25 protein-coding genes and 1 tRNA gene are annotated in these 25,769 nt (G+C 64.3%); 14 read left to right on the top strand and 12 right to left on the bottom strand.

What is annotated here, in order from left to right; genetic code table 11:
• Positions 1-161: 161 nt before the first annotated feature.
• Both AC07WS_RS07485 and AC07WS_RS07480 read left to right on the top strand, forming a co-directional pair.
• On the top strand, positions 162-2,855 hold the full coding sequence (locus AC07WS_RS07485; RefSeq protein WP_494728430.1) for a hypothetical protein: 2,694 nt from the start codon (positions 162-164) through the stop codon (positions 2,853-2,855).
• A gap of 15 nt (positions 2,856-2,870) precedes the next feature.
• Positions 2,871-3,476 (top strand): hypothetical protein, encoded by a 606-nt coding sequence (locus AC07WS_RS07480; RefSeq protein ID WP_494728429.1) that lies wholly within the window; start codon positions 2,871-2,873, stop codon positions 3,474-3,476.
• On the opposite strand, the gene AC07WS_RS07475 is transcribed toward AC07WS_RS07480, so the two are convergent.
• The 4 genes from AC07WS_RS07475 to AC07WS_RS07460 all read right to left on the bottom strand — a co-directional run bounded on the left by AC07WS_RS07475 (position 3,414) and on the right by AC07WS_RS07460 (position 6,547).
• The gene (locus tag AC07WS_RS07475) at positions 3,414-3,965 is read right to left on the bottom strand and encodes a hypothetical protein (RefSeq protein WP_494728428.1); all 552 of its coding nucleotides are present in this window, start codon (positions 3,963-3,965) and stop codon (positions 3,414-3,416) included. The genes AC07WS_RS07480 and AC07WS_RS07475 overlap by 63 nt on opposite strands.
• A gap of 4 nt (positions 3,966-3,969) precedes the next feature.
• Positions 3,970-4,749: a substrate-binding periplasmic protein gene (locus AC07WS_RS07470; RefSeq protein WP_494728427.1), complete on the bottom strand. Its 780-nt coding sequence runs from the start codon at positions 4,747-4,749 to the stop codon at positions 3,970-3,972.
• Positions 4,750-4,829: 80 nt separating this feature from the next.
• Positions 4,830-5,345: a GNAT family N-acetyltransferase gene (locus tag AC07WS_RS07465; RefSeq protein WP_494728426.1), complete on the bottom strand. Its 516-nt coding sequence runs from the start codon at positions 5,343-5,345 to the stop codon at positions 4,830-4,832.
• A complete protein-coding gene (locus AC07WS_RS07460) occupies positions 5,342-6,547 on the bottom strand; it encodes an MFS transporter (RefSeq protein ID WP_494728425.1) in 1,206 nt (401 codons plus the stop codon). The genes AC07WS_RS07465 and AC07WS_RS07460 overlap by 4 nt, the downstream gene beginning before the upstream one ends.
• A 70-nt stretch (positions 6,548-6,617) precedes the next feature.
• On the opposite strand from AC07WS_RS07460, the gene AC07WS_RS07455 reads away from it, so the two are divergent.
• The 3 genes from AC07WS_RS07455 (at position 6,618) to AC07WS_RS07445 (ending at position 10,720) form a co-directional block, all read left to right on the top strand.
• Entirely contained in the window at positions 6,618-7,796 is a 1,179-nt protein-coding gene (locus tag AC07WS_RS07455) for a citrate synthase family protein (protein WP_494728424.1), read from the top strand.
• Between the two features lie 103 nt (positions 7,797-7,899).
• The gene (locus AC07WS_RS07450) at positions 7,900-9,828 is read left to right on the top strand and encodes a serine hydrolase domain-containing protein (RefSeq protein WP_494728423.1); all 1,929 of its coding nucleotides are present in this window, start codon (positions 7,900-7,902) and stop codon (positions 9,826-9,828) included.
• 112 nt (positions 9,829-9,940) lie between these two features.
• Positions 9,941-10,720: a substrate-binding periplasmic protein gene (locus AC07WS_RS07445; RefSeq protein ID WP_494728422.1), complete on the top strand. Its 780-nt coding sequence runs from the start codon at positions 9,941-9,943 to the stop codon at positions 10,718-10,720.
• Positions 10,721-10,794: 74 nt separating this feature from the next.
• On the opposite strand, the gene AC07WS_RS07440 is transcribed toward AC07WS_RS07445, so the two are convergent.
• The 4 genes from AC07WS_RS07440 to AC07WS_RS07425 form a co-directional block, all read right to left on the bottom strand.
• Positions 10,795-10,870: transfer RNA gene (locus AC07WS_RS07440), tRNA-Lys, on the bottom strand.
• Positions 10,871-10,942: 72 nt separating this feature from the next.
• Positions 10,943-12,757 carry a type IV pilus assembly ATPase TfpB gene (gene tfpB / locus AC07WS_RS07435; protein WP_494728421.1) on the bottom strand — a complete coding sequence of 605 codons (1,815 nt, stop codon included), beginning with the start codon at positions 12,755-12,757 and terminating at the stop codon, positions 10,943-10,945.
• Between the two features lie 54 nt (positions 12,758-12,811).
• Complete coding sequence (locus tag AC07WS_RS07430; RefSeq protein ID WP_494728420.1) at positions 12,812-13,588, bottom strand: spermine/spermidine synthase domain-containing protein; 777 nt, start codon at positions 13,586-13,588, stop codon at positions 12,812-12,814.
• A 122-nt stretch (positions 13,589-13,710) separates the two neighbouring features.
• Positions 13,711-14,235: a glycine zipper 2TM domain-containing protein gene (locus tag AC07WS_RS07425; RefSeq protein ID WP_494728419.1), complete on the bottom strand. Its 525-nt coding sequence runs from the start codon at positions 14,233-14,235 to the stop codon at positions 13,711-13,713.
• A gap of 446 nt (positions 14,236-14,681) precedes the next feature.
• On the opposite strand from AC07WS_RS07425, the gene AC07WS_RS07420 reads away from it, so the two are divergent.
• The 6 genes from AC07WS_RS07420 to AC07WS_RS07395 all read left to right on the top strand — a co-directional run bounded on the left by AC07WS_RS07420 (position 14,682) and on the right by AC07WS_RS07395 (position 20,492).
• Positions 14,682-15,080 carry a barstar family protein gene (locus AC07WS_RS07420; protein WP_117011729.1) on the top strand — a complete coding sequence of 133 codons (399 nt, stop codon included), beginning with the start codon at positions 14,682-14,684 and terminating at the stop codon, positions 15,078-15,080.
• A 124-nt stretch (positions 15,081-15,204) separates the two neighbouring features.
• Positions 15,205-15,816, top strand: a complete 612-nt coding sequence (purN, locus tag AC07WS_RS07415; RefSeq protein ID WP_494728418.1) for a phosphoribosylglycinamide formyltransferase — start codon at positions 15,205-15,207, stop codon at positions 15,814-15,816.
• An 18-nt stretch (positions 15,817-15,834) separates the two neighbouring features.
• On the top strand, positions 15,835-17,139 hold the full coding sequence (locus AC07WS_RS07410) for an RsmB/NOP family class I SAM-dependent RNA methyltransferase (RefSeq protein ID WP_494728417.1): 1,305 nt from the start codon (positions 15,835-15,837) through the stop codon (positions 17,137-17,139).
• A gap of 85 nt (positions 17,140-17,224) precedes the next feature.
• The gene (locus tag AC07WS_RS07405; protein ID WP_494728416.1) at positions 17,225-18,604 is read left to right on the top strand and encodes a mechanosensitive ion channel family protein; all 1,380 of its coding nucleotides are present in this window, start codon (positions 17,225-17,227) and stop codon (positions 18,602-18,604) included.
• 111 nt (positions 18,605-18,715) lie between these two features.
• Positions 18,716-19,918 (top strand): DesA family fatty acid desaturase, encoded by a 1,203-nt coding sequence (locus tag AC07WS_RS07400; protein WP_494728415.1) that lies wholly within the window; start codon positions 18,716-18,718, stop codon positions 19,916-19,918.
• Positions 19,919-19,982: 64 nt separating this feature from the next.
• Entirely contained in the window at positions 19,983-20,492 is a 510-nt protein-coding gene (locus AC07WS_RS07395) for a hypothetical protein (RefSeq protein WP_494728414.1), read from the top strand.
• A 58-nt stretch (positions 20,493-20,550) separates the two neighbouring features.
• Here AC07WS_RS07395 and rpmG read toward each other — a convergent pair whose 3' ends face one another.
• The 4 genes from rpmG to AC07WS_RS07375 form a co-directional block, all read right to left on the bottom strand.
• Positions 20,551-20,718, bottom strand: coding sequence for a 50S ribosomal protein L33 (rpmG, locus tag AC07WS_RS07390; protein WP_008451489.1), 168 nt, complete (start codon positions 20,716-20,718; stop codon positions 20,551-20,553).
• A gap of 13 nt (positions 20,719-20,731) precedes the next feature.
• Positions 20,732-20,968 carry a 50S ribosomal protein L28 gene (rpmB, locus tag AC07WS_RS07385; RefSeq protein ID WP_008451488.1) on the bottom strand — a complete coding sequence of 79 codons (237 nt, stop codon included), beginning with the start codon at positions 20,966-20,968 and terminating at the stop codon, positions 20,732-20,734.
• Positions 20,969-21,129: 161 nt separating this feature from the next.
• The gene (radC, locus tag AC07WS_RS07380) at positions 21,130-21,804 is read right to left on the bottom strand and encodes a RadC family protein (protein WP_494728413.1); all 675 of its coding nucleotides are present in this window, start codon (positions 21,802-21,804) and stop codon (positions 21,130-21,132) included.
• A 66-nt stretch (positions 21,805-21,870) separates the two neighbouring features.
• Positions 21,871-22,995, bottom strand: a complete 1,125-nt coding sequence (locus AC07WS_RS07375; protein ID WP_494728412.1) for an acyltransferase family protein — start codon at positions 22,993-22,995, stop codon at positions 21,871-21,873.
• Between the two features lie 138 nt (positions 22,996-23,133).
• Between AC07WS_RS07375 and AC07WS_RS07370 the strand changes: the two genes are divergently transcribed.
• The 3 genes from AC07WS_RS07370 to AC07WS_RS07360 all read left to right on the top strand — a co-directional run bounded on the left by AC07WS_RS07370 (position 23,134) and on the right by AC07WS_RS07360 (position 25,763).
• Positions 23,134-23,589: an FKBP-type peptidyl-prolyl cis-trans isomerase gene (locus AC07WS_RS07370; RefSeq protein WP_494728411.1), complete on the top strand. Its 456-nt coding sequence runs from the start codon at positions 23,134-23,136 to the stop codon at positions 23,587-23,589.
• Positions 23,590-23,596: 7 nt separating this feature from the next.
• On the top strand, positions 23,597-24,559 hold the full coding sequence (gene ispH, locus AC07WS_RS07365; protein ID WP_494728410.1) for a 4-hydroxy-3-methylbut-2-enyl diphosphate reductase: 963 nt from the start codon (positions 23,597-23,599) through the stop codon (positions 24,557-24,559).
• Positions 24,560-24,833: 274 nt separating this feature from the next.
• Complete coding sequence (locus AC07WS_RS07360; protein WP_494728409.1) at positions 24,834-25,763, top strand: branched-chain amino acid ABC transporter permease; 930 nt, start codon at positions 24,834-24,836, stop codon at positions 25,761-25,763.
• The last annotated feature ends 6 nt before the right edge of the window (positions 25,764-25,769 follow it).

The raw sequence follows: 25,769 nt of genomic DNA, 5'->3' as shown, positions 1-25,769 counted from the left end.
CCTGTCGGCGAACTTGACAGTAAAACGCGCGCCGCCCATCCGGCGCGCGCCAATCGCTTGATTCCAAAGGAGGAGAGGGGAACGGCACGATATATGCGTCGCATCGCCGCGTGTCCGCCATGGCGCGGACTGGTGCTTCCACGCATGGGAAAGGATATCGTATGCGCACAGTTCCCTCCTTGTTGCTGGCCTCGCTGTTGCTGGCGGCCAGCCTTCCCGGCAACGCCTTCTGTCCCAAGAACGGCTTTGTCTGTTTCATCACGTCCAAGTCGGCCGGCAGCCTGACCCACCAGGACATCACCCAACGCGGCATCGAGGCGCTCGACAAGCGCTACTTCGCCGTGCCCAAGCTGACGGCGTCGATGCAGAAGGCGCTGGACCAGATCATCGAGGCCGACGCCAAGGTCGACGAGGACCAGACCAGCTCGGCCAAGCACTTCGACGGCGAGAACGCGGCCGGCGCCCAGCTGCGGCTGGCCACGCTCAAGCAGAACGTGCTGGACGCGCTGCGCAGCGACCCGATCAACGCCACCGGCGCGCGCGACAACCTCGGCAGCGCGCTGCACACCATCCAGGACTTCTACTCGCACAGCAACTGGGTCGAGCAGGGCAACAGCGGCGCCCATCCGGGCGTGGGCCGGCCGGGCGCGCTGCCCTTCGCCGGCCCAGCCACGCCGACCTGCGACGGCTACACCGACACCGGCCTGTTCTGCGCCAACTCGTCCAACCTGACCGGCAGCCTGCTCACCAGCGGCTATTACGGCGGCGAGGACCGCGTCAAGCCGGGCGCCTTCAAATGCAGCCACGGCGGCCCGCTCGACAAGAGCTCGCCGTCCAGCGACCTGCTGGGCTACTTCCGCGAAGGCATCAACAAGGACACGCTGTACTGCGACATCTCGCCGCACAGCGGCTTCCACAACACGGCCGCGTCGGCCGCCATCGATGCCACCCAGCAGTTCGTCGAGGACATCAAGGCCGTGATCACGCCGGCGCAGCTGAAGGCGCTGCTGGGCGCCGGCCCCACGCTGGCCTTCGCCATCGACACCACCGGCAGCATGGGCGGCATCATCGCCGGCGTGCGCGCCTCGGCCATCAGCATCGTCGACGCCCGCCTCGGCACCGACGAGGAACCGCTGCAATACGTGCTGGCGCCGTTCAACGACCCGTTCACCGGCCCCACCATCGCCACCAACGACGCCGACCTGTTCAAGGGCGCCATCGGCGGCCTGGGCGCCTCGGGCGGCGGCGATTGTCCCGAGCTGGCCATGACCGGCATGTACAACGGCCTGTCGCTGGCCGACCCCGGCGGCGACCTGTTCATGTACACCGACGCCAGCGCCAAGGACGCCAGCCTGGCCGGCGCCGTCATCAGCCTGGCCAAGAGCAAGGACATCAAGATCTATCCCATCCTGTTCGGCAGCTGCTCGCCGCTGACGCCGGGCTTTCTGCAGGCGGCGGCCGAGACCGGCGGCCAGGCGTTCTTCCTGTTCGGCGGCGAGGCCGGCACCGTCACCCAGCTGGCCGACCTGGTGGCGCGCAACAACGTGGTGCAGCTGCTGTCGCTGGTCGACACCTACGCCAGCGCCAAGAGCTACACGGTGCCGGTCGACAGCAGCATGAGCCGGCTGACGGTGTCGGTCAGCGGCACGGTGCAGGGCGTGCAGCCGGCGGTCACGCTGACGCGGCCGGACGGCGTGGTGGTCACCGCCGCCAACGCCACCCGCTTCCTCAGCCTGTCGAGCGGCGTCATCATCTCCATCGACAGCCCGCCGCGCGGCGCCTGGAAGCTGGACATCAGCGGCTCGTCCGACCAGACCTACGTCAACGTCAACGGCGTGGCCGACCTGGCGTTCAGCTCGTTCCGGCTGGCCCGCTTCGGCGCGCAGCCGCCGCACCAGGGCTTGCTGACCATCGACGGCGAACCGGGACCGGGCCAGTCGCTGTACGCGATCGCCGCGCTGACCGGCATCGCCAGCGCGCCGCAGTTCCAGCTGCGCCGCAAGAACTTCGACCTGCTGTCGCCGCTGTCGCTGGAGCAGGACCAGACCGACGCCGGCAAGTTCTTCGGCGCGCTGACCGTGCCCAACGAAGCCTTCGTCGCCTACGCCACCGGCACCGACAGTTCCGGCTTCCCCTACCAGCGGCTGGTGAGCGTGATGGTGCAGCCGCAGACGGTGTCGGTGACGCCGCCGTCGCGCCAGGACCTGCGCCCCGGCGTCAGCACCACGCTGATGTACCAGGTGCGCAACGACGGCCCGTCCGGCGGCTTCGGCGTCAGCGCCACCGACGACCAGCACTACATCACGGCCGTCTCGCCCAGCTCGCTGACGCTGGCCACCGGCGAGAGCGCCAGCGTTGCCGTCACGCTGATGCCGCCGGCCGGCGCGCGCATCGGCAGTTCCGACAGCATCACCGTGTCGGCGCAGAGCACCAGCGCGGCCACCGTGCACAACAGCGCATCGCTGACGGTGTTCGTCACCGGCGCGGCGCAGGTGCCGGGACGGCCCGACTTCACGGCCGCCATCGTCGGCCAGGAAACCGTGGCGCCCGGCGTGATCGGCGTCGATGTGCGGCTCACCAACATCGGCGTCGGCACGGCGCGCGACATGACCCTGTCCTCGCTGTCGTTGCGCACGCTGGCCGGCACCGGCACCGTCACGCTCAACACCGCGCTGTCGCCGGCGCTGCCGATGGTCACGCCGAACGTCGACGTCGGCAGCTTCTTCACCGTGCGCCTGACCTTCAACGTGCCGGCCACGGTGCAGCGCTTCAGCGTGATCGAGAACGGCAGCGTCACCGACTTGAGCGGCGTGATCTATGCCTACTCGCAGGCCCAATCCGTCATCCCGAAATAAACCGGAGCAAACGCCATGAAACTCAGATCCCTTTGCGCGCTGGCCGCGCTGCTGTCGAGCACGCTGCTGTGTTCGCTGTTGTGGACGCCCGCCGCGCAGGCCGCGCCCATCGTGTTCACCTTCGCCACGCTGCCGGCCGGCGGCGCGCTGACCGGCAATCCCGGCGACACGGTGGGCTGGGGCTACCAGCTGGTCAACACCGATCCGCTGAACTGGTTCGTGCCGACCCAGCTGAACGCCACCTCGTTCAGCATCGGCACGCCGGACGCCAGCTACTTCGACTTCCCGACGCTGGCGCCGGGCGCCAGCGCGACCGTCGCCTTCGATCCGGTCGCGCACGCGGGCCTGTACGGCTTGCAGATCTATGCCTTCGCCTTGCCGGGCATGAGCGACAGCGGCAACTTCACGCTGTCGGGCGAATGGTGGAGCGGCGATCCGCTGGCCGGCGGCAGCTTCCTGCGCGCGTCGGACCTGCAGATGGCGCCGCTGTCGGCCACGGTGAGGATAACGGCCGTGCCCTTGCCGGGCACGCTGTGGCTGCTGGCGGCCGGCCTGCCGCTATTGTGGCTGGGCCAGCGCCGACGCCAGAAAGGCGCGCAGTTCGGCGGCGCTCTGGGCTGAGGGCGCGGCCGGCCGCAGGTCCAGGTAAGCGCCGGGGCCGGTGCGGCCCAGCAGCTTGAAGGACTTGCCGGCGTAGACGGTGGGCCGCAGCTGCAGCACGGCCAGTTGCGACCGGCCGCCGCCATGGCCCGCCGCGGCCTGAATGTGCACGATGAACTGGCAGGAGAACTGGCGCCCCTCGGCGTTCCAGTAGTAATCGATATCGGGCGCGATCAGCACATCGTAGCGGCGCTGATCCGTCGGCAGGCGCAGCCATGCGGCCAGCGCATCGCCGGACGGTGCCAGGGCCAGGTCGGTGTCGGGCGGGAACAGCGGCGCGCCGAAGGGCAGGGCCATGCGGTAGCGCCGGTGCGCCTCCTGCTGCGCGGGGATGCGCTGCACCGTTTGCAGGATCGCCTGCTGCGCCTGCGGTGGCGCCAGCGCCACCGTCAGTTCGCCGGCCCGTGCATGCGCCGCCATCGACAGCATTAACACCAGCGCGGCGCGCATCGTCTCAATCCCACTTGCGCATCAGCCGGTTCAGCTCGCCGTTTTTCTCAAGCTGGTACAGGGCCCGTTCCAGGCGCTCGGTGATAAAGACGGCCAGTTTTTTGCTGGTCACGAAATACAGCTTGGCGCTGTACATCACCTGCGGCAGGATGCGCACCTTGTCGGCGGTGCCGGTGCGCGCCAGCAGCCGCTGCAGGCCGGGGCCACGGTGGAAGAACAGCCGTCCGCGGCCGGCGATCAGCTTTTGCAGATTCAGTTGCGGATTGGTGGAGTTGGCGTCGACTTCGACGCCGCCCATGCGGGCCAGCACATCGCCGGCCGCGAAGCCGCGATTGATCAGCACGATGTTGTCGGGCGCCAGCCGGCGCACGTCGTCCCATTGCGTGATGCTGATCGTGTCCTGGGCGCGCGCCAGGAAATGGTATTCGATGGTGTACAGCGCCGGGCCGAGATAATGAAAGCGCTGCTCGCGCTCGGCGGTGCGTTGCATGGCGCACTGCACGTCCTGCTGTCCGGTTTCCAGTTCCGAGAAGGAGCGTATCAGCGGCTTCCAGCGCTGGTCGCCGACGAACTGCAGTGTGGGTTCGATCTGCTCGACGGCGCGCAGGATGTCGACGCACAGGCCGACCACGCGGTCCTTGCCGTCGGCGACGAACTTGGGTTCGGTTCCTTCCTGCGCGGCGGTGCGCAGCACGATGGCGTGGGCGGGCAGGGCGGCGGATAGTCCGAACGCGCAGCACGCCGCGCCAAGCAGCCGGGTCCATCCGCTGTGCTGTCCTGCCATCTCGTCATCTCCGTATCGCGTTGTACGCTGTCGTTATACGCTGTTTGATGACAAGCTTACACCAGTATGGCGCCAAAGTCTCAAGGGCGCAGGCGGATAAATTGGCGGCCGTTGCGCAGGATTCCGGCGATGCGGTCCATGCCGGCCTGGCGCTCGCCTTGTGCGAAGCCGCATTTGCGCAGCACGCGGGCCGACGCGGGATTGCCGTCGGCGACGTAGGCCAGCACCTGCCGCAGCTGCCACTGGTCGTCCGCCAGCGCGACCAGGTGCCGCAGTGCGCGCGTGGCCAAGCCGCGTCCCGTCTGGTCGCGGGCGACGCGGTAGCCCGCCTCCGCGCTGCCGGCCTGGCGGTCGATGTCCTTCAGGTTGGCGCGGCCGACGATGCGGCCTTGCCCATCCAGGATCAGGCAGGGATGCCAGGTGCCGTGCGCGTAGCCGTCCAGGTATTGCGCGATGTGGCGCTGGATGCCTTGCGGCGTATAGAACTCCGCGCCGCGCGGTGCGATGTGCTGCTCGAACCAGTGCCGGTTCTCCAGCTCGAATTGCAGCAGCGGCGCGGCGTCCTCCTCCTGCAGCGTTCTGATGATGTCGTTCATGCGGTCTCCAAAAAATCGTTCGAGCAGGCCACCAGCGCCGCGCTGGCCAGCGTGGCCATGCCCGCAGCGGTCAGCGCCGGCACGATGCCGCAGCGCGCCGCCACCAGCCCCCACGCCGCGCTGCCGGCGGTCTGGCCGGCGGCGATCGCCAGGATGTGTACCGACAGCGTCCGCGCCCGCACCGCGTCGGGAAAGGCCTTCTGCGCCGCGCCGTTGAGCGTGGTGACGATGGCCGACCACGCCACGCCGCCCACCGTCACCAGCAGCAGGCGCAGCGGCTGCGAGGCCGCATGGCCGACCGTCGCCAGCATTGCGCCATACACGCACAGGCCGCCGGCCAGCACCATCCGCTTGACCGCGCGCCGGCGCACGGCAGGCAGCACGACGGCCGCCAGCACCGCGCCCGCGCCCAGCGCGCCCATCAGCGAGCCGTAGGTGCCGGCGTCGGGATGGAGCAGCGGCAGCAGCGCGGCAAACGCGGCCGACACGAAGAAGATCCCCATCGCATACATCAGCAGCGAGCGATAGCGGGGCGAGGCGTAACTGATGCGCAGCGCGCTGCCCATGCTGTGGCGGCCCGCGCCGGATGCCGCGCTCGACTGTTGCGCCGGCCGCCATTGGCGGTAGATCCACAGCAGCGCGCTGAAGGACACCGCGTTGAACAGATACAGCGGTCCCGCGCCGGACAGCTGGAACAGCATCCCGCCCAAGGCCGGCCCGGCCAGCGCGGCCAGGTTGTAGCTCAGGTTGTTCAGCGTGGCGGCCGACTCGATCTCGTGCAGCGGCACCAGCGATGACATCGACGCCTGCCAGGCCGGCATCGTGAACGCCATGCCGGCGCCCATGACAAAGGTCAGCAGCAGCAGGGCCGGCACCGGCTGCCTGCCGCCGTAGGCCAGCAGCGCCATCGCGACGGCCGCCGCCGCCATCACCGCGTTGCTGCGAAAGAGCAGCGTGGGGCGGTGCAGCGTATCGGCCAGCGCGCCGGCGGGCAGCGCGAACAGCAGCATCGGCGCCCAGGTCGCGGTCTGCACCAGCGCCGTCAACTGCGGCGATTGCGACAGCGAGGCGATCTGCCAGGCCGCCGCGAAGGCCTGCATGCGGCTGCCCAGGTTGGACAGCAGGTTCGCCGTCCAAAGCTGGCGAAAGCGCGCGTGGCGCAGCGGCTGGAAGATCGAAACGGTGTGGGATGGCGATGGCATGACGGCAGTCTAAAAGTGCGCCGCCGGCCGGGTCAATCTTGATTCCTGCAATCGACATTACAATACCCGCATGAACAGAGACCTGTCCGCATCCGAGGCGGCACGCATCCTGGGCGTCAGCCTCGCCACCCTGTACTCCTACGTCAGCCGGGGCATGCTCACGCCCAGCGGCGCGCAGGCCGACCGCCGCAAGCGCTATCCGCACGACGAGGTGCTGCGGCTGGCCGCGCGCAAGGCCGACGGCAAGCGCGGCGGGCACAAGGTCGCCGCCGCGATGAACTGGGGCACGCCGGTGCTGGAGACGCGCATCTCCGGCATCGCCGACGGCCGCCTGCATTATCGCGGCCACGACGTGCTGGCGCTGGCCGGCGGCGCCACGCTGGAGCAGGTGGCCTGCCTGCTGTGGGACGACAGCGGCACCGACTACTTCGCCGCCGCCGATGCCGCGCACGCGCCGTTCGCCGCGGGCGTTGCGGCGGCCATCGGCGGCACGCGGTCCATGCCGCCATTGGAGGCGGCCATGTGCATGCTGCCCGTGTGCGCGCAGTCGCTGCCCGCGCGCGACGGTTTCGTCGCCGGCGCCGCGTTGATGCGCATGCTGGCCGCGCTGCTGCTGAATCGCGCGCCGTCGACGCAGCCGCTGCACCTGCAAGTAGCGCAGGCATGGCAGGCCGACGCCGCGCAGACCGATTGGATACGCGCGGCGCTGGTGCTGCTGGCCGACCATGAGTTGAACGCGTCGGCTTTCACCGTGCGCTGCGTCGCCTCGACCGGCGCCGGCCAGGCCGCCACGCTGAGCGCCGGCCTGGCCGCCTTGTCCGGCCCGCAGCATGGCGCAGGCAGCACCGTGATCCGCGCCATGCTGGCGGCGGCGCTCGCGGCCGACAGCGTCGAAGAAGGCATTGCTCCGTGGCTGGATGGGCGCGATGCCAGCGTTTTCGGCTTCTCGCACCCGCTGTACCCGCAAGGCGATCCGCGCGGCGCCTGCCTGCTGGAGCGCATGGCGGCGTGGCCGCAAGCCCGGCCCGTGCTGGCGATCGGCGAGCGCGTCGCCGCGCGGCTGGGCATGCCGGCCAACGCCGACTTCGCGCTGGCGGCCATGAGCGTGGTTTGTGGATGGCCGCCGGCGGCCGGAGAAATCCTGTTCGCGCTGGCGCGTTCGGCCGGCTGGATCGCGCACGCCGCAGAGCAGATCGCCAACGGCAGCATGATCCGCCCCCGCGCGCGCTATGTCGGCAGCTACCGTTGACATGGCAAATGTTCAGATGTTGATTGACTAACATTCTTGCATGACGGAAGATCGCTTTCCCGGACGGTACCGGGGAATTGTCGAAAGTGATAGGAGTCATAGCTTGACCAGATTCTTGAGTAGCTTGAAGCGTGCTGTTGCACTCGTACTGCATGTCGCGGTCGGCATGGGATGTGTTGGACTGGCTCACGCGCAAACCGAGGCGCCGCCGGCCGCGGTGATGACAGCTGAAGATATGGGCAAGTTCTTCGACGAGCATGTTCCCCGCGAGATGACGAAGGGGAATGTGGCTGGCTCCGTGATCGCGGTAGTCAAAGACGGCCAATTGCTGTTTACGCGTGGCTACGGCTATGCGGACGTTGAGCGGAAGACCCCGGTATCGCCAAGCGGCACGCTGTTCCGCGTTGCATCGCTATCCAAGGTGGTGACCTATACCGCCGTCATGCAGCTGGTCGAGCAGGGGAAAATCGATCTCGATGCCGACGTCGCGAACTATCTGGATTTTGCTATCCCCGCCGCCTTCGGCAAACCGATCACCATGCGCAATCTGATGTCGCACACGGCCGGCTTCGAGGAAACGGTAAGGGGCCGCTGGGTGCAGCAGTTCGGTTCCACGCGCGACTATCTCGTGCGGCAGATGCCCAGGCGCCTGTTTGCGCCGGGCACCGTGCCTGCCTATTCCAGCTATGGCACCACGCTGGCGGGGTATATAGTCGAACGGGTATCGGGGCAGGCTTTCGATACCTATATCGAGCGTCATATTTTTGCTCCGCTCGGCATGCGCGATTCGAGTTTTGCGCAACCTTTGCCGCCACGCCTGGCGCCCATGCTGTCCAAGGGATATGAGACAGGCGGCGGGCCCTCCCGCCCGTTCGACACGGCGCAGGCGTCGCCTGCGGCCGGCATGTCGAGTTCCGCGATGGACATGGCGCGCTTTATGTTGGCACACCTTGGCGGCGCGGATGCGTCCGCGCCGTCGCTGCTCAAGCCGGCTACGCTGGCGCAGATGCATACGGTCCAGTTCCGCCACCATCCCGCGGGTCCGGGCATCGCACTGGGTCTCTACGAAATGGATCTGGTTGTGCCGAAAGTGATCGGACATACCGGCGACATTCCCAATTTTCACTCGGCGATGTATCTGTTGCCCGACCAGCGTATCGGCTTGTTTATCGCCCAAAACACCGAGTCTGGCGGAGCAATGCGCAGCGCCTTGCTGAGACAATTTGCCCGACGCTACCTGGCGCCTCTTCCGCCGGCCACGTTGCCGCGCCAAGCTGCGGCCAGCGACGCTGAACAGCTGCAGGGGAGTTATCGAACCAGCTGGCGGTTCGATGCGAGCCCGCTATCGCTGCGCGATTTGCTGGGACAGGACATGGTGCGCGTCGTCAAACCGGGAATCCTGGCGATCGGGACGCAGCTTGGATTGGATGGCGCGCCGGTTCAATGGCATGAGGTCGCCGCCGGCGTATGGCAGGGTGATGCGAACCCGCAGGACCGGCGCTACTTTCGCAAGAGCGCGGATGGAAACTGGGAGATGAGCAGTCGCTACAACCCGACCTACATCATGCAGAAGACGCCTTGGCACCAGCACAGGCTGCTCGTGCTTTGCGTGCTGTCGCTATCGATAGCCGGCTTATTGCTCAGTGTGCTGGCATGGCCGGTGTCCGCCGTGCGCCGCTGGCGCCACGGCCGGCGGGCCGATCCGTCGCCGCCGTTGCGCATGGCGCGCCTGGCAGGGCTGTTGGCTTTGTCGCCCTGGCTTTTGTATGGCGGCATTGCGCTGGTCATCGCCAACGACCTCTTGTTCGTCTCAACACCGGCCTGCGCATTTCTGCTGCGTGTGGTTCAGGCGCTGGCATGGCTTGCGGTGGGCGGCGCGATCGGCGCAATCTGGGTCGCATCGGTGAGCTGGCGTACACGGGGTGTGTCGTGGGTGAGTCGGGCTCACCATGCCTTGCTTTGCATGGCCTGCCTCGGGGCTTCGGCGATGGCCTGGCAGGGCGGCTTTCTCATTTGGGATGGAAGGTATTGACCATCCCGGCAATCCAGGTCGTGAACGAGCATAAGCAGAAACCGTTAATATGCTTTTCACTCGGCTTGGTATATTGTCTTGCCTATCATCCACAGTTTTTTTGGGGGGGCGCATGCTGTTTCACCATGCACCATGGTCGCTCTTTGTCTTCCTGCTCGTCATCGCTTGCGCTGGCGCGCTGGACGGGACGGCGGGCGCGCAAGAATTGATATTGCGGGAAGTGCACGTGGGCATGGGCTTGCCCAAGCCACCCTACATCATGGAATCGGGAACGGCAGGTCTCGACTATGACATCGCCAAACAGGCGCTGGCAGCCGGAGGCTACAAGCTGGTCGGCCATATGTTGCCGCAGACGCGGGCGCTGGCGATGCTGCGCGCCGGCCAGCTCGACGGCATGCTGTCGACGACGGAAGGAATCGGCGGCCATGATTACTTTACCGACGCCTACGTCGTCTACCAAAACGTCGCGATCACGCTCACCAGCCGCAACTTGAAACTTCGGAAAATTGAGGAGTTGTCCAATTACTCGGTGGCTGCTTTCCAGAATGCGAGTATGGTTCTAGGCGAGCGTTTTGGCTTGGTCGCGAGCGGGCATACCGACTATAGGGAATTGCCATCCCAGATCACCCAGAACAAGCTGCTCTTTACTGGAAGGGTCGATGTGGTGGTGGGGGATCGTTTGATTTTTAACTACTTCCGCGACAAGCTCGAACCGCAGATCGATGCCACGCAGGCGGTGACCTACCACAGGATTTTTCCGGAAAGCCCGCGCAAGGCGGTATTTCGCGATGCGCGCGTGCGCGACGCCTTCAATGCCGGCCTGAAGATCATCCACGGCAATAGCGCATATGACTCGATCGTGAGGCAATACGTGGGCGTGGCGCGGCCCTGACGGCACGGCCTCCCAAAACAAAAAAAGCAATTACGATCACTCGTAACTGCTTGATTTTGCCACTGCGAATTCGGTGGTAGGCCGTGCGGGATTCGAACCTGCGACCAACGGATTAAAAGTCCGCTGCTCTACCAGCTGAGCTAACGACCCCCGAAAGAGGCCGTATTATATACAGCCTGCAGGAAACTGCAAAGGGTTTTGTGAAAACAATTTATCCCCTTCTCATTTCATGCCCAGCGCCGCCGTCACCTTCAGCACCTCGTCCGCCGTGGTCACGCCCTCCTGCACCTTCATCGCGCCGGCGATGCGCAGCGGCTTCATGCCGTCGGCCACGCTTTGGCGGCGCAGCGCCTGGATGTCGGTCTCCTCGCGCACCATCTCGCTGAAGCCTTCCGTCACCGTCAACAGCTCGTAGATGCCGGTGCGGCCGCGGTATCCTGTCTGCCGGCATTCGGGACAGCCCACCGGCCGGTACACCGTGGCCGGCTTGGGCAAGTCCCAGGCGCCGCCGATGCTGTGCCAGATGTCGTCGGTCAGCGTGCCGTCGGGCTTCTTGCATTCGCTGCACAGCGTGCGCACCAGGCGCTGCGCCATGATGCCGATCAGCGTCGCTTCCAGCAGATAGTAGGGCACGCCCAGTTCCAGCAGCCGCATCACGGCCGACGGCGCGTCGTTGGTGTGCAGCGTCGACAGCACCAGGTGGCCGGTCAGCGCGGCCTGGATCGCCATCTCGGCGGTGGCCAGGTCGCGGATCTCGCCGACCATGATGATGTCCGGGTCCTGCCGCATCAGCGCGCGCACGCCATCGGCGAAGGACAGCTCGATCCCGGGCTGCACCTGCATCTGGTTGAAGGCCGGCTCCACCATCTCGATCGGGTCTTCCACCGTGCAGACGTTGACCTCCGACGTGGCCAGCGCCTTGAGCGTGGTGTACAGCGTGGTGGTCTTGCCGGAGCCGGTGGGCCCCGTCACCAGGATGATGCCGTGCGGGCGCGCGGTCAGCGCGTCCCAGCGCTGCGCGTCGTCGGGCGGGAAGCCCAGTTCCGGCAGGGTCTTGACCACCACCTCGGGATCGAAGATGCGCATCACCAGCTTTTCGCCGAAGGCGGTCGGCAGCGTCGACAGGCGCAGTTCGATTTCCTGGCCGCCGGCGGTGCGGGTCTTGATGCGGCCGTCCTGCGGGCGGCGTTTCTCGATCACGTCCATGCGTCCCAGCAGCTTGATGCGCGCGGTCATGGCGATCATCACCACCGCCGGCACCTGGTACACCTGGTGCAGCACGCCGTCGATGCGGAAGCGGATCGCCGCCATGTCGCGCTTGGGCTCCAGATGGATGTCCGAGGCGCGCTGTTCGAACGCGTACTGCCACAGCCAGTCGACGATGTTGATCACATGCTGGTCGTTGGCGTCGACCTGCTTGTTGGTCTTGCCCATCTCGACCAGCTGCTCGAAGTTGTTGCGCAGCGCCAGGTCGTTGGTGTTGGACTTGTTGGCCTTCTTGATCGACTTGGCCAGGCTGAAGAACTGCGTGATGTACTGCGCGATGTCGAGCGGGTTGGCGATCACGCGGCGTATCGTGCGGCGCGAGATCTTGGCGATCTCCGCTTCCCACTCGACCGCGTAGGGATCGGCGGTGGCCACCACCAGCGTGTCGCCGCTGATCTCCAGCGGCAGGATGTTGAAGCGCGCCGCATAGTTGGCCGACATCACGTCGGCCACGCGGGTGAAGTCGATCTTCAGCGGGTCGATGCGGGTGAAGGGCAGGCCGGCGCGCGCGGCCAGCCATTCGCACAGCACGTCCAGCGTGAGCAGCTTGTGCGGCGGCTGCGCCGACAGCAGCTTGCCATGCGCCACCGCGCACAGCGGGTGCATGGGGCCGATGGCGTTCTTCAGGATGCCCTGGCTGTGCGCGTACAGTTCCTTGACTTCGGCCTTGCGTATCATGCCGTCGGCCAGCAGCCAGGAGTAGATCTGTTGCAGATCGAGGGGACCCGTTTTGGCGGGCGGCGTGACGGTAGGTGCGGACGTTGCGGACATCGTGCCACTTTCAAAAGTTGGCAGCGGAACGGCCCGCCGCCGCATTACCTGTGCTTACTTCGCTGCGATGCCTTGGACCCAGGTCTTGGCCGGCAGCTTGGTGTCGGCGGCGATCTGTACCGCGCGCGCGGCCAGCGCCTCCAGGTCGATGGCGCGCTTGCGCTTGAAGGCGATCGCCACCACGTTACCATCATGTACCGGCGGCAGGCAAATGACTTGCTCGAACGCGAAATTCATCGCTTTGATGTTGCGCGCATAACTCGGATGGTCGCCGAACAGGTTGACCGTCATGATGCCGTCGTCGGCCAGGCAGGCGTTGCAGGACCGGTAGAACTCGGCGCTGTCGAGCACCGGGCCGCGCGCGGTGGCGTCGTACAGGTCCACCTGCAGCACGTCCAGCAGGCCGGCGTTGGCTTCGTCGTTGACGTAGTCGAGCGCGTCCATTTCCACCACGTGCAGGCGTTCGTCGTTGTCGGGCAGCTTGAACATCGAGGCGCAGATCGCGATCACCGACGGGTTGAGCTCGACGGCGGTGACGGCCGCCTCGGGGAAGGTGGCGTAGCAGTATTTGGTCAGGGTGGCCGTGCCCAGGCCCAGCTGGGCGATCTGCGCCGGCTTTTCCAGCCACAGCATCCAGGCCATCATCTGCTGCGCGTATTCGAGCTCCGGCCAGTTCGGCTTGCGGATGCGCATCGCGCCCTGCACCCATTCCGTGCCGAAGTGCAGGTAGCGCACGCCGTCCTGTTCCGACAGCGTCACCGGCGCGTACTTGGGCTTGCGGGCGGGACGGGAGGATTCTACTTGTTCGATGGATTTTCGTTTGATCAGCATGGGGTGGGGGCAGCGGCAACAGGAGGTGAACCCGCATTATCCCGCGATGCCTTGCAGCAAAGCAAGCCTGAAAACGACACTGCCGGTCATGGGACCGGCAGTGCTGGGGGAGAAGCTGGGGATTAACGCTGCATCGGCTCGACGACCACGCGCAGGCGCACGCGCTCGCCCGGATCGTAGGACATCACGCTGGTGTAGTTGCGGCCGCGATAGTCGTAGGTGACTTCATAGCCGGACGTGCGCGATTCCCAGTGGTCGACGGTGCGGCACTGCTTGACTTGCTGTTCCTGCACGCCGCCGCTGCTGGGCGTGTTGGCGTTGTCGACGCGGTCGCCGACGACGGCGCCGGCGATGGCGCCCGCCGCGGTCGCGACCGAGCGGCCGGTGCCGCCGCCGACCTGGTTACCGGCCAGACCGCCGATCAGGCCGCCGATGATGGCGCCGCCGACGCCGCGCTGGGGCGCAGGCTGCTGGACTTGCACGTATTCGGTGCGGCATTCCTGGCGCGGACGGTTGATCTGCTCCACCTGCGGGGTCACGCGAACGACCCGGCCGAAATCTTCAAAATCGGCAGCTTGAGCTTGGGCGGCGAAGGGCAGGGCGCCTACGCACAGTACGGATGCGATCAATTTGGCTTGCAAGTTCATTTGGTACCTCGTTTCAGTTTGGATGGCTTGGGTGGCATGTCAGGGCCTCTGATATGGCATGGTTTGTATGGTAATCCCGTAACCAGGCCAGAACTAGTGCTATTCAGGTATCTGTGGCAACAAATTGTAACAGCGATCACAAATGGCCGTTGTGTGGCCCCGGAACGGAAATGTGCCGATTTGACCCCTAAAATCCATATAAAATGTTCTGTTTTTAACAAATATTGCGTGAGCCATCACATTCGTGTTGATCTAGGAGGAACAACACGTTACCCTAATATGCGTATGGGATTCGAGAAACATATTGAATCAGCCATGGCGAACGCAGACCAGTTTGCCGTGTAAAGTGGACAGGTGCTCAAATTATTTACTCTTTAATTCACAAAATAGGCACGCTCGACAGTAAAGTGGACACACCGTACATACCAGGTCAGATTGAGGGAAACATGAGTTTGCTAATGACCGTGCCGCCCAACCTTGTGCAATCGATCCGCGCCTTTCGCGTGGTCGAGCTGCAGGAGGAGGCGGCCCGCCTCGGACATCACTTCCTGTACGCGCACTGCATTGCCGGCGCGACCAAGCAGCAAGTCCTGGGCATCATTGCCGAATCGTTCCTGTTCCCCAAGGGTATAGGCAAGAATTTCGATGGTTTACGGACAACATTGACCGAAACCATGGCCGGCGCCGGCACCCAGGAGGGTTTCCTGGTGGTGCTGGAGCAATTGCCCAATACCCAGAAATTTGACAAGGAAGCACGGGAAACCCTGCTGGATGTCTTCCGCGACGCTGCCGATTACTGGGCCGACAAGAAAGTCCCGTTCCGGGTATTTTACTCCTTCGAGTAAGCCCGCACCCCCTCCCGCGCCAGCGTAGGAGCGGGCGTGCTGCGCCCCGGGCTGTCCTGCTGCATTGCAACAAATCTTGTTCAGTTGTAGTCCCGACTGCCTGAACAAGGTACAATGTCGGCCTATGAAAAACATCGTCATCCTGATTTCCGGTCGCGGCAGCAATATGGAAGCGGTGGTCCGCGCGGCGCAGGCCGAGCGCTGGCCAGCCCGGATTGCCGCCGTCATCAGCAACCGCGCCGACGCCTCCGGGCTGGCGTTCGCTGCCGGACACGGGATTCCGACGGCCGTTGTGGCCAACAAGGATTACGCCAGCCGCGCCGAGTTCGACGCCGCCCTGCAGACCGTGATCGACGGCTACGCGCCCGATCTGGTGGTGCTGGCCGGGTTCATGCGGATTTTGACGGAGCAGTTTGTCGCGCACTACGCCGGCCGCATGCTCAACATCCATCCCTCGCTGCTGCCGCTGTTCCCCGGCCTGGCGACCCACGCGCAGGCGCTGGCCGCCGGCGTGGCGGAGCATGGCGCGACGGTGCATTTCGTGACGGCCGAACTCGATCACGGGCCGATGGTGGCGCAAGCCGCCGTGCCCGTGTTGCCCGACGATACGGTCGAAACCCTGTCCGCCCGCGTGCTGCAGCAGGAGCATGTGATTTATCCGCGGGCGATACGCTGGTTTGTCGAAGACAGGTTGACGATAGCGCAGGGCGCGGTCCACGTGGACCACACAAAGTAAAACTAACCAAGGATTTCCATGAGATTGCCACCAGCGATACTCGCCAACGCCGAAGAAGTGTTGCGCGAGATTTTGCGCTTTGCCGCGCCGGCCGACACCACCCTGTCGCGCTATTTCAAAGACCACCATCGCCTGGGCGGCCGTGAGCGCGGCGCCATCGCCGAGTGCATCTACAACGTGCTGCGCAACAAATCGTTTTATACCGATTTCTCCGAGGCCGGCGGCGGCGCCACCATGCGCCGCCTGACCCTGCTGGGCATGGCGGACGCGGTCGGCGTCGAATCGCTGGGCGGCCTGACCGAGGACGAGGTGTCCTGGGTCGAGCGCATCCTGCAGATCGACCGCAAGGTGATGCACAAGTCCAGCCGCTCGAACATGCCGAAGTGGCTGTTCGACAAGCTGGTCGAGCAGATGGGCGAGGAGGAAACGCTGGCGCTGGCCGACGGCATGAATTCGCCCGCGCCGCTGGACCTGCGCGTCAACGCCATGAAGGCCACCCGCGAGGAAGTGGCGGCCAAGCTGCTGGAAGCGCCGATCCGCAGCACGCCGACGCCGTTCGCGCCGCTGGGCCTGCGCGTGCTGCAAAAGCCTGCGCTGCAGAACCTGCCGCTGTTCAAGGAAGGCCATATCGAGGTGCAAGACGAGGGCAGCCAGATCCTGTCGGCCATCGTCGGCGCCAAGCGCGGCGAGATGGTGGTGGACTTCTGCGCCGGCGCCGGCGGCAAGACGCTGGCCCTGGGCGCGACCATGCGCAACACCGGCCGCCTGTACGCCTTCGACGTGTCCGAGAAGCGCCTGGCCAAGCTCAAGCCGCGCCTGGCGCGCAGCGGCCTGTCCAACGTGCATCCGGTGCAGATCGCGCACGAGCGCGACGCCAAGATCAAGCGCCTGGCCGGCAAGATCGACCGCGTGCTGGTCGACGCGCCGTGCTCGGGCCTGGGTACCCTGCGCCGCAACCCCGACGTCAAATGGCGCCAGCAGCCGAGCGCGATCGGCGAACTGCAGGTCAAGCAGGCCGCCATCCTGGACGGTGCGGCCCGCCTGCTGAAGGGCGGCGGCCGCCTGGTCTACGCCACCTGCAGCTTCCTGGACGACGAGAACGACTTCATTGCCAAGCAGTTCCTGGAGACCCATCCGGACTTCGAGCTGGTGCCGATGAGCAAGGTGCTGGCCGAGCAGCGCATCGAGCTGGAGATGGGCGACTATCTGAAGCTGCTGCCGCACAAGCACCAGACCGACGGCTTCTTCGCCGCCGTGTTCGAGCGCAAGCCGATGGCCAAGAAAGCCGTCGTCAAGGATGAAGAGGATGCCGCCGACGAGTAATCGGCCGCACGTCTCATCGCAAAAGGCCGGGGTTCCGGCCTTTTTTACGTTAATCTACACACCTTAGCCTTCGCATCCAGCTCCTATGACACAACAACAGCCCCTGCTCAATCTGATCGACGACCTGACCGGCGACCTGCAAGACCCCAGCCGATTGTGGCAACTCGCCGCCATCGTCGGTTCCGTGATCCTGGGCTGGGGCCTGGCGCGGCTGCTGAAGAAACGATTTGGCCGCCAGGAAGTGCAGAGCGGCGTGCTGGGCTTCGGCGTGGAGAGTTTCGGCCGTGTGATGGCGCCGCTGGCCGTGGTCTGCCTGCTGGCGCTGTCGCGCGTGGCGCTGGCCAAGTATCAATTCCACGTCAACCTGATCAAGGTGGCGTTGCCCATCTTCGGATCGCTGGTCGTGATCCGCTTTGCCGTCTACCTGCTGCGCCGCGTGTTTGCGCGCCACGGCCAGATCAGCGCCACCATGCTGGCGTTCGAGAAGGTGTTCCAGCTGCTGGTGTGGCTGGCCTTCGTGTTGTACATCACGGGCCTGTACCAGGAGGTGTTCGACTTCATGGACGACACCATCCTGCCGCTGGGCAAGTACAAGGTGTCGCTGGCCGACATCCTGCAGGCGACCGTTTCGGTGATCGTGCTGCTGATGCTGGCGCTGTGGGCCGGCGCGGCGCTCGAAGAGCAGCTGATGAAAGTGCAGGGCATGCACACCAATCTGCGGGTGGTGGTGGCGCGCACGGCGCGCGCGCTGCTGATCCTGGTGGCGGTGCTGATGAGCTTGTCGCTGGTGGGCATCGACCTGACCGTGCTGTCGGTGTTCGGCGGCGCGCTCGGCGTCGGCCTGGGCTTGGGCTTGCAGAAGATCGCCAGCAACTATGTGTCCGGCTTCGTCATTCTGCTGGACCGCAGCCTGACCATCGGCGACATGATCACGGTCGACAAATACAGCGGGCGTGTGACGCAGATCAACACTCGCTACACGGTGCTGCAAGGCCTGGACGGCGTCGAATCCATCGTGCCGAACGAGATGCTGGTGTCGGGCGCGGTGCAAAACTCGTCGCTGTCGAGCAGCATGCTGTGGATTTCAACCAAGGTGTCGGTGGCCTACGATACCGACGTCGACACGGTGCTCAAGCTGCTGGAAGCCGCCGCGTTGACGGTGGACCGCGTGCTGAAGGAAGAGAAGCTGCCGTCGGCGCAGCTGCTGAGCTTTGGCGCGGACGGGCTGGATCTGCAGCTGGGCTTCTGGATCAACGATCCGCAGAACGGCCGCGGCGGCGTGATCTCGGACGTCAACCGCGCGATCTGGCGCGCGCTCAAGGATAACAACATCTCCGTCCCATTCCCGCAACGGGAAATGCGCATCCTCGGTCCCGTGCCGGAGCAATTTACCGCTCCGGAAAGCACGACCGTGCCAAAGAAAACGGCAGTGACTGAGGGAAATCCTTCCGCTAATCACGTTTAATTCAGCGTACAATGAGGTCCAAGAGTAATACTGACGGACTTCCTGCGCCTGCTGGAAACGCAATGTTGTCGGAACGACCGTGCAGCGAGACACGCCCACTTTGGAGTAGTAATGATTTTTAGTTTATACGATGTACTGGATTTTTTGTCTAACGGCGTCACCCGACTCACCGCATGGCAAGTATTTTTCTATACGCTGGTTGTCACCCACATCACCATCGCCAGCGTCACCATTTACCTGCACCGCCACCAGGCGCACCGCGCGCTGGAGCTGCACGCCATTCCAAGCCATTTCTTCCGGTTCTGGCTGTGGCTGACCACCGGCCAGGTGACCAAGGAATGGGCGGCGATCCACCGCAAGCACCACGCCAAGTGCGACACCGAGGAAGATCCGCACAGCCCTGTTACCCGCGGCATCAAGAAGGTTTTCTGGCAGGGCGCCGAGCTGTATCGCGCTGAATCGAAGAACCTGGAAACCATGGAAAAGTATGGCCATGGCACGCCGACCGACTGGATCGAGCGCAACCTGTACACCCGTTTCAGCTGGCAGGGCGTCGCCGCGCTGCTGGTGATCAACGTCATCCTGTTCGGCGTGATCGGCATCACCGTGTGGGCCGTGCAGATGATGTGGATCCCCGTGACGGCGGCCGGCATCATCAACGGCATCGGCCACTACTGGGGCTACCGCAACTACGATTGCGCCGACGCCGCCACCAATATCATCCCGCTCGGCATCCTGATCGGCGGCGAAGAACTGCACAACAATCACCACACCTTCGCCACCTCGGCCAAGCTGTCGTCGAAGTGGTATGAGTTCGATATCGGCTGGGGCTATATCCGCGCGCTGGAAATGATGGGCCTGGCCAAGGTGAAGAAGCGCGCGCCGGAGCCGAAGTTCGCCAAAGGCAAAGTGGAAGCCGACTTCGACACGCTGCAATCGGTCATCGCCAACCGTTACGACGTGATGGCCAAGTACGCCAAATCGGTCAAGCATGCCTGGAAGGAAGAGCTGGAACACCTGAAGGACAAGGCCCAGCTGGAAGCGCGCTTCCTGAAGTCGTCGCGCAAGCTGCTGCAGCGCGAGCCGGGCAAGCTGGAAGCGCCGCAACAGCAACAGCTGGTGGAACTGTTCCAGCACAGCAAGGCGCTGGAGACCATGCACAATATGCGCGTGGAACTGGGCGTGATATGGGAGCGTTCGCACTTCACCCGCGACCAGCTGCTGCACAAGCTGCAAGACTGGTGCAACCGCGCGGAAGCGTCGGGCATCAAATCGCTGCAGGATTTCTCCTTACGCCTGCGCAGCTACGCATAAGAAAGTATTGATACAATTGAACGGCCCCGAATCTTCGGGGCCGTTTTTCATTCCGAGGAGCAATATGAGATTGCGAACTTATCTGGCGGCCCTGGCACTGGCCTTGCCGCTGTGTGGCGTCCGTGCCGCCGACTGGACCGTGCGCTTCGACGGCGCCGGCCCGCTGAAGATAGGCATGCGTTTCGATGCTGTCAATAAAGTGCTGGGCGATCACATGCAACGTACGCCCAAGGAATTGCGCGGCTCGCCGAACTGTTTCCAGCTGGAGCCGGCTCGACAGCCCGGTTTGCTGCTGATGTTTGTCGGCGACGTGCTGAAGCGGGTGGACGTAATGGAGGAGGGCATCTCATCCGAGCGCGGCATCGGCCTGGGCGACCCGGTGGAAAAGATACGGCAAGTCTACGGCGAGGCGGTCACGTCGGCGCCGCAGGCCTACGACGACAGCGAGCAGACCCTGACCGTCAAAGCCGGCGGCGGACAATATGCGATCCGCTTCGACACCAGCAAGGGCAAGGTCGGCGCGATCTACGCCGGCGCCTGGAAGGAAGTGCAATACATCGAAGGCTGCCTGTAAAAGAAAAAAGCCGCTGAGCTGATGCTGAGCGGCTTTTTTGCGAGAAGCGAAGACCGGATTACTTGATCTTGGTTTCTTTGAACATGACGTGCTTGCGAGCTTTAGGATCGAACTTCATGATCTCCATTTTAGCTGGCGTAGTACGCTTGTTCTTGGTGGTGGTGTAGAAGAAACCCGTACCTGCGGTCGATTCCAGTTTGATTTTGTCGCGGCCAGTTTTTGCCATGGTAGCTCCCTAATTAGACTTTTTCGCCACGGGCGCGCATGTCGGCCAGTACGGCATCGATGCCGACTTTGTCGATTACGCGCAGACCAGCGTTGGACAGACGCAGGGAGACCCAGCGGTTTTCAGATTCAACAAAAATACGACGGTTCTGCAGGTTAGGCAGGAAACGACGTTTGGTTTTGTTGTTTGCGTGGGAAACATTGTTGCCGACCATCGGCTTCTTCCCAGTAACTTGGCAAACACGTGCCATAACGCACTCCTTAAAAGACATTCCACAATTGGAAAAACAAGAGTATATCCAAAAAACTCAGCTTTTTCAATGACTTGTGGAAAACAATTGTGTCTTGAATATCTGAAAAAATTTAACAATTGTGAATTCACTCGTAAACCCTTGAGCCCATAGGGGTAAACTCATAGCTGGCCGTGCTCGGCAAACGAGTGGACCTGGTGGCCGGCCACCACAAAATGGTCGAGGATGCGGATATCGACCAGCGCCATGGCCTGCACCAGCGCCCGAGTCAGCAGCAGGTCCGATTCGCTGGGCTCGGGCGTGCCCGACGGATGGTTGTGCGCCAGCATGATGCTGGCCGCGTTGCAGGCCAGCGCCGCCTTGACCACCTCGCGCGGGTAGACGCTGGTGTGCGTCAGGGTGCCGCGAAACATTTCGCGGACCTCGATCAGGCGGTTCTTCACATCCAGGAACAGGACGTGGAAGGATTCGCAGGCATGGCCACGGAACAGCATGCGCAGGTATTCCTTGACCGCCTTGGGCGAGCCCAGCGCCTGTCCCGTCTTGATTTCCTCCAGCATGGCGCGCCGCGCCAATTCCATCACCGCCTGCAGCTGGGCGAACTTGGCCGGGCCGAGCCCGTTGATGGCGGAAAATTCCCTTAGGCTGGCGCCAAACAAACCTTGCAGCGAGCCAAAATGGTGCACCATCTCCTGTCCCAGCTGCACGGCATCCTTGCCGGGCACGCCGATGCGCAGAAAGATGGCCAGCAACTCCGCATCCGTCAGCGCGGTGGCGCCTTCGCGTATCAGGCGCTCGCGCGGGCGCCGCTCCAACGGCCAGTCCAGGATGGGCATGGGGGTCTCCGGTAATCGTTCTGCCGTCGATTATCGGCGCGCCGGCGCGGGCGGTACTAACCCTGCTCAAAGGCGCAGGAAAAGCTTCTTTCGGTAGAGCGCCAGCAGCAGCGTGCCCAGTAGCACCACCAGTCCGGCGGAGTAGGCGACGGAGGCGATGCGGGCGTCGGCGATCAGTCCGCCCAAGCCGTGCGCCAGACTGTCATGCCACGATTGCCCGGCGTTCAGCGGCAGTTGCAGTACGCAGTCGAGCAGGCTGATGGCCACAAAGGCCAGCGTGGCGTTGGCGCCGAAAGCCAGGATGACGCTGGCGCCGGCCGTCGTGCGCCGCAGCAGCACCAGCGCCAGCAGCGAAAAGCCGGAGGACAGCAGGGCGAAGCTCGGCGTCCAGATCTTCTTGACCACGGGAAGCAAGGGGTCCAGCGCGAAGCCGGCCACCAGCAGCGCCACGGCGGCCAGCGCCAGTTGGCGCCAGGCATCGCCGCCACGGCGCAGCACCAGTCCCGCCGCCAGGCCGGCCAGCACGTTGACCAGCGCGCCGACGGTCGACAGCAGGCCCTCGGGCTCGTACGTGACCTGGCCGCCGGTCAAGCCGTAGGGCCACAGGTGGTCGACGCCGAGCACGGCACGGTCGATCATTGCCGGCAGCGAGTGGACCGAATCAAAGCAGGCGCGGCCGCAGTCGGGCGCATTCCAGGCCAGCAGCAGGGCGCCGTAGGCCGCCGCCACGGCCGCCGCGGCCAGCAGCACGGAGCGCAGCGGCAGCAGGAAGCCGTCCGCCGTGCGCCGCCCCAGCGCCAGGACCAGCGCGCCCGCGGCCAGGTAGCAGATGCCGATGCGTTGCAGGATGCCCATGAGGCGCACGTGCGCGAAGTCAAAGGAGGGCAGCAGGTTCAGCGCCAGCCCCAGCAGGAATAGCGCGGCCGAGCGCCGCGCCAGGTAGGCCAGCAATTCGGCGGCGGACTTGTCGCCGGCGCGTTTGAGCAGCGAGTAGGGCATGGCCGCGCCCACGCAAAACAGGAAGCTGGGGAAGATCATGTCGGCCAGCGCGAAGCCTCGCCAGTCCGCATGGGTCAGCACGCGGAAACGGTGGTCCCAGTCGCCGGCGTAGGCGACCAGTATCATGCCGATCACGGCCAGTCCGCGCAGCATATCAATAGCGGCCACCCGCTGACGGGGCTGTATTTCCATGGTCTTCCTTTCAATGGCCAGAAATCGTTTCAAATATGCCTATGAAAACGTTTTCAGTCAATCCTTTGCGCACTTGGAGGGCGCTGGCGGCAAGGTGGCTTACAATAGAGCCTTTGCCAGCTCACCGAATCCCACGTCATGTCTAACGCGCAACCTGCTGTCGTCACCAAATCGGCTTACTTAACTCTGCATTACCGTCTCGCCTCGCTGGACGGTACTGATATCGTTACAACCTTCAGCGGCAATCCCGCCACGCTGATGCTGGGCCAGGGCCAGCTGGCGCCGGTGCTGGAAGAGCTGTTGATCGGCCTGCCCGAAGGCACGCACAAGACCTTCGACCTGGAGCCGGGCGTCGGCTTCGGCCCGCGTAATCCGGAACTGGTGCGCGAAGTCACCCGCGCCACGCTGGACGAGAACTCGATGCCGGGCGCCGACTACAAGGTGGGCGACCTGGTCGACTTCGCCGCGCCGGGCGGCGGCCGCTTCGCCGGCATCCTGCGCGAGCTGGGCGATGAAACCTGCCTGTTCGACTTCAACCACCCGCTGGCCGGCCAGCCGCTGAAATTCGAAGTCCAACTCATTTCCGTGCTGTGAGGAAGTCATGAGCGATAAAGAAATCCTGTTGGCCCAGCCGCGCGGCTTTTGCGCCGGCGTCGACCGCGCCATCGAAATCGTCGAGCGCGCGCTGGTCCAGTTCGGCGCGCCCATCTATGTGCGCCACGAGATCGTCCACAACGCCTATGTGGTGGAAGATTTGCGCAACAAGGGCGCCATCTTCATCGAGGACCTGGACGACGTCCCGGCCGGCAACACGCTGGTGTTCTCGGCGCACGGCGTGTCCAAGGCAGTGCGGGCGGAAGCGGAATCGCGCGGGCTCAGCATCTTCGACGCGACCTGTCCGCTGGTCACCAAGGTCCACGTGGAAGTGGCCAAGATGCGCAAACAGGGCTGCGAGATCATCATGATCGGCCACGACGGCCACCCGGAAGTCGAGGGCACGATGGGCCAGACCGAGGAGGGCATGTACCTGGTCGAAACCGTGGCCGACGTGGACAAGCTGAACGTCACCAAGCCCGAGCAGCTGGCGTATGTCTCGCAGACCACCTTGTCGGTGGACGACACCGCCGACATCATCGAAGCGTTGAAGCGCAAGTATCCTGCGATTATCGAGCCGAAGAAGGGGGACATCTGCTACGCCACCACCAACCGCCAGGAAGCCGTGAAGTTCATGGCGCCGCAGGTGGAGCTGGTGATCGTGGTCGGCAGTCCGAACAGTTCCAATTCCAACCGCCTGCGCGAAGTGGCGGAAAAGAAGGGCACGCCGGCCTACATGGTGGACAACGCCACGCAGATCGATCCGCTCTGGCTGGAAGGCAAGCTGCGTGTGGGTGTCACCGCTGGTGCATCGGCGCCCGAGGTGTTGGTGCAAGCGGTCATCGATCGCCTGAAAGAATTGGGCGCGCGCAGCGTGCGCACGCTCGACGGCGTACAGGAAGCTGTTACTTTTCCGCTACCCAAGGGCCTGGATGGACAAAAAGCCATACCGGCGGAGGGTGCGGTTTAACGAATTCCTGGATGATACAGAATTAAATTCCGTGTTTTTCCGTTATTCCGCAGTTAGTTTTTCGAAAATCTCGTTATCATTGCCTCGCTCTTAAAAAGTTGTCGTTTCGGCTTATAAATGAGAGGGCGGTACGCAGGAGACGATATCGGTTCAGGCACGATTTTTGCAACGTGAACGCGTAGTCAACGGCGGCACTACGGAGACTTCCTCCGGGTGCCGTTTTTGTTACCTGAATCGGTTGTGCAGGCATAACTAAAAAGTAAAGGCACTCTTCATGGATACTTTTATCCAACAAATTATTAACGGACTGGTGCTAGGCAGCATGTACGCCCTGGTCGCGCTGGGCTACACCATGGTGTACGGTGTGCTGAACCTGATTAACTTCGCGCACGGCGACGTGCTGATGATCGGCGCCATGACCGGCCTGACCATCCTCAAATATCTCAACGAATACGCGCCGGACCTGCCCGGCTACGTCAAGCTGGGGATCGCCATCGGCGGCGCCATCCCGGTCTGCATGGCGGTCAACGTCCTGATCGAACGGGTGGCCTACCGCCGCCTGCGCAATGCGCCGCGCCTGGCGCCGCTGATCACCGCCATCGGTGTTTCGATCCTGCTGCAAACCTTCGCCATGATGATCTGGGACCGCAACCCGCTGCCATTCCCGCAGTTGCTGTCGTCGGAACCGATCACGGTTGGCGGCGCACTGATTTCGCAGACCCAGGTGTTGTTACTGGCGCTGGCGGTGCTGTCGATGGCCGGTCTGGTCTTGCTGGTCGAAAAAACCAAGATGGGCCGCGCCATGCGCGCCACGGCCGAGAACCCGCGCGTCGCCGGCCTGATGGGCGTCGACTCGAACAAGGTCATCGTCGCCACTTTCGCGCTGGGCGCCGCGCTGGCGGCCTTGGCCGGCGTGATGTGGGGCGCCAACTATGCGTCGATTTCGTTCTCCATGGGCTTTGTGCCCGGCCTGAAGGCGTTCTCGGCCGCAGTGCTGGGCGGCATCGGCAATATCTACGGCGCGATGATAGGCGGTATCGTGCTGGGCATCGTCGAAAGCCTGGGCGCCGGCTATATCGGCGAACTGACCGGGGGCTTCCTCGGCAGCCACTACCAGGACATCTTTGCCTTCGTGGTGCTGATCCTGGTGCTGACGGTGCGTCCGTCCGGCATCATGGGCGAGCGCGTTGCGGATCGCGCATAAGAAAGG

The sequence above is a fragment of the Duganella sp. GW821-FHT01E12 genome (assembly GCF_059422325.1).
This window is presented reverse-complemented; position numbering and strand designations above follow the sequence as displayed.